Annotated in this window: 10 protein-coding genes and 2 pseudogenes; 3 read left to right on the forward strand and 9 right to left on the reverse strand. The window is 62.5% G+C overall.

Going from position 1 to position 9,572, the window contains the following annotated elements; all coding sequences use genetic code 11:
• Positions 1–111 precede the first annotated feature (111 nt).
• A pseudogene (locus FY036_RS00200) lies at positions 112–1,241 on the reverse strand (IS3 family transposase); the annotation flags it as partial.
• Positions 1,242–1,364: 123 nt separating this feature from the next.
• On the opposite strand from FY036_RS00200, the gene FY036_RS00205 reads away from it, so the two are divergent.
• Positions 1,365–1,643: an usg protein gene (locus FY036_RS00205; protein ID WP_148912725.1), complete on the forward strand. Its 279-nt coding sequence runs from the start codon at positions 1,365–1,367 to the stop codon at positions 1,641–1,643.
• 8 nt (positions 1,644–1,651) lie between these two features.
• Here the strand turns inward: FY036_RS00205 and scpB are convergent, their stop codons facing one another.
• Positions 1,652–2,368 carry an SMC-Scp complex subunit ScpB gene (gene scpB / locus FY036_RS00210; RefSeq protein ID WP_148912726.1) on the reverse strand — a complete coding sequence of 239 codons (717 nt, stop codon included), beginning with the start codon at positions 2,366–2,368 and terminating at the stop codon, positions 1,652–1,654.
• A 5-nt stretch (positions 2,369–2,373) separates the two neighbouring features.
• Positions 2,374–3,384 (reverse strand): DUF1403 family protein, encoded by a 1,011-nt coding sequence (locus FY036_RS00215; protein ID WP_148912734.1) that lies wholly within the window; start codon positions 3,382–3,384, stop codon positions 2,374–2,376.
• 125 nt (positions 3,385–3,509) lie between these two features.
• Between FY036_RS00215 and FY036_RS00220 the strand changes: the two genes are divergently transcribed.
• Complete coding sequence (locus tag FY036_RS00220; RefSeq protein WP_148912727.1) at positions 3,510–4,733, forward strand: site-specific integrase; 1,224 nt, start codon at positions 3,510–3,512, stop codon at positions 4,731–4,733.
• Between the two features lie 38 nt (positions 4,734–4,771).
• Here FY036_RS00220 and FY036_RS00225 read toward each other — a convergent pair whose 3' ends face one another.
• Both FY036_RS00225 and FY036_RS00230 read right to left on the reverse strand, forming a co-directional pair.
• Positions 4,772–5,185, reverse strand: coding sequence for a type II toxin-antitoxin system VapC family toxin (locus FY036_RS00225; protein WP_148912728.1), 414 nt, complete (start codon positions 5,183–5,185; stop codon positions 4,772–4,774).
• Positions 5,182–5,430, reverse strand: a complete 249-nt coding sequence (locus FY036_RS00230; protein WP_148912729.1) for a type II toxin-antitoxin system VapB family antitoxin — start codon at positions 5,428–5,430, stop codon at positions 5,182–5,184. Before FY036_RS00230 ends, FY036_RS00225 begins: the two co-directional genes overlap by 4 nt.
• Before the next feature lie 156 nt (positions 5,431–5,586).
• Between FY036_RS00230 and FY036_RS00235 the strand changes: the two genes are divergently transcribed.
• Positions 5,587–6,519: a recombinase family protein gene (locus FY036_RS00235; RefSeq protein ID WP_148912730.1), complete on the forward strand. Its 933-nt coding sequence runs from the start codon at positions 5,587–5,589 to the stop codon at positions 6,517–6,519.
• 25 nt (positions 6,520–6,544) lie between these two features.
• Here the strand turns inward: FY036_RS00235 and FY036_RS00240 are convergent, their stop codons facing one another.
• The 4 genes and pseudogenes from FY036_RS00240 to FY036_RS00255 form a co-directional block, all read right to left on the reverse strand.
• The gene (locus FY036_RS00240; RefSeq protein WP_148912731.1) at positions 6,545–6,730 is read right to left on the reverse strand and encodes a hypothetical protein; all 186 of its coding nucleotides are present in this window, start codon (positions 6,728–6,730) and stop codon (positions 6,545–6,547) included.
• An 87-nt stretch (positions 6,731–6,817) separates the two neighbouring features.
• Complete coding sequence (gene repC, locus FY036_RS00245) at positions 6,818–8,161, reverse strand: plasmid replication protein RepC (RefSeq protein ID WP_148912732.1); 1,344 nt, start codon at positions 8,159–8,161, stop codon at positions 6,818–6,820.
• A gap of 166 nt (positions 8,162–8,327) precedes the next feature.
• Positions 8,328–9,338, reverse strand: a complete 1,011-nt coding sequence (gene repB / locus FY036_RS00250; RefSeq protein WP_148912733.1) for a plasmid partitioning protein RepB — start codon at positions 9,336–9,338, stop codon at positions 8,328–8,330.
• A 75-nt stretch (positions 9,339–9,413) separates the two neighbouring features.
• Positions 9,414–9,572: pseudogene (locus FY036_RS00255) on the reverse strand (plasmid partitioning protein RepA); the annotation flags it as partial.

A 9,572-nucleotide genomic window follows, 5' to 3' on the forward strand; every position in this document is an offset into this window, starting at 1 on the left:
CAGCTTCGCGACGATCTCTTCGGGCTTGTGCTTCTTCTGGGGCATTCCAACGTCCTCTCTAAAGGCTCAATAGCCTACTTCAGGGAGGACCACTTTTCAGGGGGCAGACCAGTTCTTGAGCGTCTGATGCCAGCGCTCGATCTTGCCCTGGGTCTGCGGATGAAGCGGAGCGCTGCGGACATGGCTCATGCCGTTGGCGTCGATCCATTCGGCGAGTTCGCTGGCGATGTAGGACGGCCCGTTGTCGCTGAGCAGTTTTGGCTTGTGCAACACCCTGGCGCTGTCACAGCCTGAAGCCGTAAGGCCCAGTTCCAGCGTTTCGGTCACGTCCTGGGCCCGCATGGTCGTGCACAGCTTCCAGGCGATGATGTAACGGGAGAAGTCGTCGAGCACGGTCGACAGATAGACCCAGCCCCAGCCGATGATCTTGAAGTAGGTGAAGTCTGTCTGCCACATCTCATTGGGACGCATGGTCTTGTCCCTGAACTCGTCGGCGGCCTTGATCACCACGAAGGCCGGGCTGGTGATGAGGTCATGGGCCTTGAGTAGGCGATAGACGGTCGCCTCGGACACGAAGTAGCGCTTCTCATCGGTGAAGCGCACCGCCAGCTCACGTGGTGACAGCTCGGACTGTTCCAGCGCCATGTCGATGATCTGGCTCTGGACCTCGGCGCTGATGCGGTTCCACACCCGGTTCGGCCGGGAAGGACGGTCCTCCAACGCCTCCGGGCCGCCTTCGACATAGCGGTCATACCAGCGGTAGAAGGTGCGCCGCGCAATGCCGAGCTGATCCAGCGTCTTCTTCGCCGGAAGGTGCGACTGCTCGACGATCTTGATGATCTCGAGCTTTTCGGATGCGGGGTATCTCATTCGTCGTCGCCCCCATCCGCGATCATGCTTTTTTTGAGCAGACGGTTCTCCAGCGTCAGGTCCGCGACTGCCTCCTTCAGCGCGCGGGTCTCGCGACGAAGGTCCTGCACTTCACCGGTCGTCGCAGCACGGGCCGTGTCGCCTGCCAGTCGCCGCTTGCCGGCTTCCAGAAATTCCTTCGACCAGGTGTAGTAGAGGCTCTGGGCAATCCCCTCCTTGCGGCACAACTCGGCAATGCTGTCTTCGCCACGAAGGCCATCCAGCACGATCCTGATCTTGTCTTCCGAGGAAAAGTGCCGCCGTGTCGCCCGACGGATGTCTTTGACCACATGCTCGGCGGAGCGTTTGCCGCCAGTCAACTTCGAATTCATGTTCGTTCCTTCGTCTTAGACGAGAACCGAACACTCCTTAAATCACACCCTCAATTCTGTGCCATAGGCGCTGATCCCGGACAGTCATCGATATCCTTGGCCAAGGGCAGCTTGGCGAAACGCATGGCGACGACGGTCAGCAGGGAATTCCGCCTGCAGATGGACGGGTATGGCCTGACGACAGCCGAGATCCACTACCATCTTCCAGACCATCCCAGCCTTCTGCAGCTCTATGTCTGGCAGGACTTCGATCTCGCGCCGGAGTTTCCTGAGCTGAAGGGCTTCCTCGATTATTGGGACCGTGAGCTTGAGGGTGCACTGCATTCCGTGCGCGTTGCACATCATCGCCTGATCAAGCCATCGGAGTGGCGCGCTGTGGACGGCGTCATCGCCATTCACTGAGAGGAGGTCTATTCCTGCTCGTCCCGATCCCCAACGACATCGGCTTGTTCTTCGATTTCATCCTCCACGCTCCCCAATCCGGCTGGGATGTCTCCCGCGAGGAGCTTCTCCTTTGAAAGCAAGCCCGCATCCTCGAGCGCCTCAAAATCCGGTAGGTCGCGCAGCGTTTCGAGCCCGAACTCCAGCAGGAACTCTTTTGTCGTCACGTAGGTATAAGGCGCACCGGGCGTCGGGCTGCGCGGCCCCGACGCGATCAGCTTTGCGCCGCGCAGATGGCCGATCAGGTCGCGCGACACTTCCTTGCCGAAGAAGGAAGAAAGCTCTCCGCGCGTGATCGGCTGGAAGTAGGCAATGCACATCAGCACCAGCACTTCCGACTGCGTCAGGTCGGTCGGCTGCTCACCTCCACCGACCGCGGCACGGATGGCATCGGCATAGGCTGGCCGGGTCAGGTGCTTCCAGCCGCCGGCGACGGCGACCAGGTCGTAGGGCCGGCCGCGCAGTTCTTCCCGAATGTCGTCGATGAGATGGTCGATGCTGCAGCTCTTGCCGACGATCTTCGCCAGCGTCTCTCGGCCGACCGGCTCACTGGCGGCAAAGATCGTCGCTTCGACGCGATGCATCCATTCGCGCCAGCGTGCTTCCGGCGGCAGGTGATCCAGCTCACGATCGAACAGGGCATCTTCTTCCGGCCTGCCCCGCCGTTTGCGCGCAGCCTCCACCATGGTGTCTAGAGCCCGTAGATACGGAAGGCCGGACGGCCGGACAACTCACGGACGACGCCGAGTTCGACGAGCCGGTCGAACAGGCGACGCAGGCCGCGGTCGCTCATCCCGGCGATTTTTTCCGACGCGACAATCGCATCGTCGGACAACAGTCTTTCGACGACAAGATCAGACGCCCGAGCCCGCAACTTCGGCGCCACCGCCAGCAGCCGCTCGGATCGGCGACCGAGTTCGGAAGACAGATCAACCGCGCGCAACGCCGCGCGCGCCTGCGCAGCAAGCAGATATTTTGCCCGGGTGCTTTCATCCTCGATGCCCGCCGCGTTGCCGGCTCCGGCTCGCCGCGGACGAGCCGGACCAGCCGCATTGAACTCCCCACCGAGCAGCGGCACAGCACGCGGCCAGCCCAGTCGCTGTGCGACAAGAGCGTCGGCAAGCCAGGCGCCGGTGGCGCGCCCAAAGCTATAGCGCTCGGCCGCGGCAAAGCCGCCGACTACCATGTCGACCATCCCGCCTGCGCCGAGCTTCCGAAGCTCATCGGCCAGGTCGCCGAGCGCCTCATCGTCGAGCGGGTGGCCAAATTCCTCCAGAACCGCGCCGAGGTGTTTTCTCGTCAATAGATCTTCCGACGGCCGTGTTACCAGCCGGCGCCACGCCAAAACCATGCGGCCGGCCGGGCCCACCTCATCCCCGGTCTTTGTCAGCAGTACGGTGTCGCGCAGCGCCGCTTCATCTTCGATCCGGCCTGCCTGTTTCGCCGTCGTCGCGGCGGCGGAAAGCGCCAGCCGCTGCCCCCAGGCGCCGCCCCACCGTTCCTGGCGGCGGATAAGCGCATCAAGCGCGCCAAGGGCGGCGCCGGCGGCGAGCGCGACGTCTTCAAGACTGTGCGCGACAAGGCTTTTCGCATCAGGGACGGCGCGCCGCAGCCAGGCCGGCACCGTCGCCGCGGGCAGTCCCGCAGGAGTGCTCAGCAGCGTGCCATGGTAATGTAAAGAGGTTTTGGGCCGAAGAATCATCACGAACAGGATGAATCACGGCGGCGCTTTTGGCAATCAGATTCCGCGCAAACCGCCGCGCCTGTCGTGGCCAATAAACGAACGATAATGTTGCATTATCCGTCGTTTTGGTCTCTGTATAGAGAATGGCCCGAATCGTCGAGCAGAACCTCAAAAAACGTGCTGAGCACCGCTCCGCTCGATCACAGGAAACGTCCTCAGGCGTCGACCAGACCGCGCCAGCGGCCTCGGCCGAGCACGATGGGTCGATTGCCCACGACCTGCCCGACATCGTCGACGTCGTCATGGAGATGGGCCGCGCCCCCGAAGAACCATCATCTGGCAGCGCCTCCCCCCTCCCGACCATCACCGATCGCCGGCTGCCGGCACATCTCGACGCGCTCGCTGGTCGCGCCCGCGATTATGTCGAGGCGGCGAGTTCGTCCAATACGCGCCGGGCCTACGCCTCGGACTGGAAGCAGTTTGCGAGCTGGTGCCGGCGGCAGGGCGTCGAGATGTTTCCGCCCGATCCGCAAGTGGTCGGCCTTTACATCACCGCCTGCGCCTCGGGGAAGGCAACTGGCGACAGGAAGCCAAAGTCTGTGTCGACGATCGAGCGCTACCTCTCCGCCCTGACGTGGAACTACGCCCAGCGCGGCCAGCCGCTCGACCGGAAGGACCGCCATATCGCCACCGTCATGGCGGGCATCCGCAACACCCACGCCGCCCCGCCCCGGCAGAAGGAAGCGGTCTTGCCCGAGGATCTGATCTCCATGCTGGAGACGCTCGACCGTGGCACCCTGCGCGGTCTGCGCGACCGCGCCATGCTGCTGCTCGGCTTCGCCGGCGGCCTGCGCCGCTCGGAAGTCGTCGGGCTCGACTGCGGCCGCGATCAGACCGAGGATTCTTCCGGCTGGGTAGAGATCCTCGATAAGGGCATGCTGTTGCGGCTGCGCGGCAAGACCGGCTGGCGCGAAGTCGAGGTCGGGCGCGGTTCGTCCGATGCGACCTGCCCCGTGGTGGTGCTGGAGACCTGGCTCAAGCTCGCGCGCATCGCGCACGGTCCCCTGTTCCGGCGCGTCACTGGCCAGGGCAAGGCAGTGGGCGCCAACCGGCTCAACGACCAGGAGGTCGCCCGGCTCGTCAAGCGAACCGCGCTTGCGGCCGGCGTGCGTGGCGATCTGCCGGAAGGCGAACGCGGGATGATGTTTGCCGGCCATTCCCTGCGCGCCGGTCTCGCCTCCTCGGCCGAGGTCGACGAACGCTATGTGCAGAAGCAGCTCGGGCACGCAAGCGCGGAGATGACCCGCAAGTATCAGCGGCGGCGTGATCGGTTTCGCGTCAATCTCACCAAGGCGTCGGGGCTGTAGAAAAGCCCCTCCCCTGCCCGTTCAGACCGCTAAAAGCATCAGAAATCCCACGGAGACATGAGATCGAGGCCCGTTGTCTCGAAGTCGGTCAGATTGCGAGTCGCCAGGCGCCCGCCATTGACGCGAGCGATCGCGGCAATCATGCCATCGGGCGCCGACATGCCCCGTCCCTGACGCACAGCGCTACCCATGATTTCGCCATACGCCAGAGCCGCTTCCTCGGTCAGCCCAAAGATCCGATCGGCAAAACGCCGGCGCCAGTCCGCCAATCCCTGTTCCAGTCGGTCGGCGCGCTGATCCGGCCTGATCTTCTGAATGCCGAAGGCAATCTCGGCGATCGTCACCGTTGGCAGCGCCAGTTCGGCATCGTATCGAACCAGCCATGCAAGGACCGCCTCATTGGGTGCCTTCTTCAGGGTCTCGGACACGACATTGGTGTCGAGAAAAATCAAAGCTCGACGCCTTGATGCGGATGACAATTCTCGCGGATGACGGCTTCGAGATCGATGTCTGTGCCGGCTTGCGCCACAAGACGCGCATAGAACGTCGCCGCGGACTCGCGCCCCGCCTCGCGGATTTCATAGGATTCGAGCGCCCGCTCGACCACGTCGGCGATCGACCGATTTTCCCGGCGGGCCAGCCGGTGCGCGAGTTCACGCGCCTTCGAGCTTCGGACAGAGAGTTGTGGTTCAGCCATATTGACCTCCATTTTCCGCAAATATAGAGGTACATGCGCTAGCCATCAAGATGGCGCATGGTGGCACGACATCTGAACGGCGCTTCCAACCGATCGTTTGCTGATAACTTCGGTGTTTGTACAATCGCTCCTTTTTCGTGCTGAGAGACGCAGCAAATGGCTCGTGAAGCCCAAAATCGACGTTCCGCTCGACCACAGGGCCGGCAAATCGGCTACGCGCGCGTGTCGACGGACGAACAGGCGACGGACGCGCAGGAAATCGAGCTGCGCGGGGCCGGCTGCGACGTCATCGTTCAGGAGCATGGATCCGGTGCTTCACGTGCCCGCCCTGCCCTGTCGCGGCTGATGAGCGAGATCGGCGCCGGCGACGTGCTGGTTGTGGTTCGGCTGGACCGCCTGGCGCGCTCGGTCAGCCATCTGATTGACGTCATCGAGGAGCTGAGCGAAAAAGGCGCGCACTTCCGCTCGTTGCGCGATCCGATCGACACCTCGACGCCGCAGGGCATGTTCTCGTTTCAGGTCCTCGGCGCCGTCGCCCAGCTCGAGCGTGCGCTGATGTCCGAGCGGACCAAGGCCGGCATCGCCGCGGCACGATCGAAAGGGCGGCTCCCGGGAAATCCAGGCATCCGGGAACGCAGACCTGAAGCGCTGGCGAAAATGACCGCGGTCCGACGGGCTTCATATAGCGCACGCGTGCAATCCAACATAAATGCGTGGCTTCCAACGGTGCGCCGGATGCGCCCCGACCACAATTGGGACGATGTCGCACGGGTCCTGAAGCAGCGCGGGTTCGACTGGACGCCCGAACGGCTGCGACGCGCGGTGAAATGGCTCGTCACGGAACGCCTGGCCGATCCAAGGCTGCTGGATAGAGCGCCTCCCCGGCTTCCTGAAGACCGGTTGATGACCCTGGTGGCGGGGATTTCGCAATCGAACCCGGACCTGTCGCTCCGCGATATTGCTACCCAGCTCGAGCGGCTGCACGAACGAACCCCGCGCGGGAGCGCCAAATGGTCCGCCTCATCGGTCAAGAACCTGCTCGATCGGGCCCGCCGGCTTGGTCTCGCCGGGGAGCCGCTCGCGGCGTAACGTCTTGCTCACTGCAGGACAAGCCTCAGTTGACGACCCGCGGCTGACGATCAACATTTCCGCTCCGCTTGTACGCCGCCCAGGCATCGGCTGGAACAGCGCTGCCGGCGCGCGCCAGCCAATCCGCACGATCGACCTCGGAAAGTGAATTCCACCACACCATCCCGGCGGTTTCATCGGGCGTCGGTTCCCGGTCGTGTTCGCTTTTCATGTCCTCGATCCTCGCATATGGCGCTCTTCCCAACAAGATCGGCACCACCATCCACGGCCGTGGCGCCGATCAAACCCGCGCGGCTCATCACGATCCGCGCCCCGGCTTGTCGAGGCTGCGGCGCAACGCATCGCTAATTTCCAGTCGCGATTCGGTGCGAACGACCTTCCCCGCCGTTTCCAGATCGACGGCAGCAGCTTCAGCTCCGTTTCCGGCGGCTTTCGACGCCTCAAGCTTTGCCCGCAGCAAGGCCATGATCATCGGCCAGACCGAGAACTTTCCCGCCTTGGCCCGATCGGTCAGGCTGCGCAAATAGCCGCCGGCGCTATTGATCTGGTCCTGCCGCTGGTAGATCGCGGCAATGGTGATCGCCGCCTGCTGCTCACCTAACGCCGTTCGCGCTTCCTCCCAGGCGCTCGGGCTGATGCCCATGGTCGGGCGGGCAACCTCGGCGGCCGCCATAAATTCACGCCAGTTGCGGATTCCGCCGCCGCCCTTCACCAACCAGAGCATGTTCGGGCAGGCATCCAGCACGATTCCCAACGGCAGCTCGCGCTTCGGCAGGCTCCGCACGTTGTCGGTTTCCGCTGCGCTGCCGCTCGCTTCATCTTTATTTCCTAAGCCACTTTCAGATTCAAATTTAGAGTCTGGTTTTGAATTCTGTATGTGGCGCTCGTTATGAGACTCATTGGCGCTCATATTCTTTGTTTTTACGAATGATTCCAATGCCTCCCGCACTTCAGCCCAGAGATCCTCAAGCTCGGCTGCGATGGCTTCGAGGACCTGGCGGGGCGCTGTACGGGGAATCTTGCCGACAATGGCTTGATAGGTTTGCTGGACCTTGCCCCAATTTGCCGGAACGCCTTCCTCAATGCCTGCGTCTATCATCTTGACGATGTCGCGGCGGCATATGGTTAGCCGTTCCTTAACGACCCGGTAGGCCTTCTTCTCGGCTCGGACGACTTCCGCCAGCTCCTTGAACTCCGCTGCGCGCGCCACGATCGGCGAGATGTCGAAGCCGTAGGCTTGCTCGATCTCGCCCCCCTGCCCTTTCCGAGCGTAGCGCTTGCCGTTGGGGCTGTCCCTGCGGATGATCAAGCCGCACTCCACCAGGACGGCCAGGTGCCGCCGTAGCGTCGCAGGTGGCATGCCATTGGCGCGGCCGATCAGCTGCTCATTGGACGGCCAGACGATCAGCTCGCTGTCGCCATAGAGTGCCGTGTCCGGATGAAACGAAAGCAGCGCGTCAAGTATGGCCAATGCGCGATCGGTCGCGCCCAAGGCGGCTCGGGCTTCCTTAATGTGCTGAAAGACATGCCATTTGTGGACGGTGAGGTCCGCCGGCATTGCCTTTGCGGCCACCTGGCTTGAAATCATGCCAAGCGTCATCGGCCGCCGCCCAAAGGGCGTCGTTGAGATATGCGTCTGCATTGTCCTTCACCTATTGCTAGGCAAAAGAAACCTGCTCGCCGAATCGGCGCTCAAACCGACCTGAATGGTCTTGACTATGATTCGCGGAAGTGGGATTCTCTCAGTCGCCAAACTTAAAGAGAAGGTCTTCCGGAATTGCCGTTTCGGGGGCCTTTTTCTTTTGCGCTCAATCTCCGTTCGTGGTTGCTCGTTTTTCCCGACGGAAAGCCTCATATAACTTGCTGAGATTTTCCGAGAGGTAGTCCCCGAACGCTGTTGCGTCGGTCCCCTTCGCCTTGAGGGCGATGGTGAATTTCTTGCCACCGGCCACCATTTCCGCAGCGACACGCCCATCAGAAGGGGCCCAGCTGCGTTTGGATGGTGCCGGCGCGGCACGGCGGCGCGGCTTGGATGCCTTCAGCTTCGCGACGATCGCATCGAAACGCGCATCCCTCGGCAGCCCTTGGAAATCGGAACTCGACGCCAGGGCCAAGGCGGTGTCGGCATTGCCCGGCTTGTCGAGGAGGAGCTTAAGCTCATACCAGCGATCACGACCGACGGCTTTGGCGCGGCCGATCGCCTCGAGCAGCTCCTTGGGTATTGAGGCGACGGAGAGCATCTTTGAAAGGGTTGGCCGATCGACACCGATCGCGGCGAGGGCTGTGACGTTGTCCTCGTCGAATTTCCGTTGAACGATGTCCGCGGCAAACAGCGCTTTCTCGATGAACGAGGTGTTCGCTCGCGCGTTGTTTTCCTGTCCCTGGGCGATCACATGATCGCGCTCGGAGATCTCCTTGATGACGGCGCGAAGCTTGAGACCAAGCTCTTTTGCGGCGCGCCAGCGGAGGCGACCGAACACTAGCATGTAGCGGCCAGACTGCTCAGGGTGAGGGCGAAGGAGGGCAGGAGAGTTCTGGCCGGAACTGCGGATCGACTCCAGCACCTGGGCGTAGTCGGCCTCGTAATCTTCCTGGTCAACGTTGAGCCGGTCGTTGGCGAAGGATTGGTCCACCAGGTCGGGGTCAACCTCGATTATTGTCTCACCCTCGAGCAGCTTGCCTGCCTGAGCCGCCATTTCGTCGATCGAACTTATGAGCGAGCGAGATGCACCCTTGAAGGTGTAGTCTCGCGCGACCGGGCGCTCGGCGGGAGCGTCGCCGTTATCCATGATGCTGGCAAAGGGATTTTTCCGCGCCATTTGACTAGCACCCCCTTTTGCGGCTTATGCGTTTGAAAGCGCATACTTTTTTGGGGGTTTTGACGGCAGTCAACATCACAACCGTCCCCATGCCTGGTGGATCAGTCCTTGAATCTCGAAGTTCACGGCGTCCATGCTATCGATCGCCCGATCATAGGTGTCGCGGTTGAAGTTCGATCGCTCGACCTCATAGAGCGTTTGTTTAGTGAGGCCGGCATCCGAGATAGCCGTGGA

Origin of the sequence: Neoaquamicrobium microcysteis, from assembly GCF_008180155.1 — a bacterium.
Taxonomy (GTDB): Bacteria; Pseudomonadota; Alphaproteobacteria; order Rhizobiales; family Rhizobiaceae; genus Aerobium; species Aerobium microcysteis.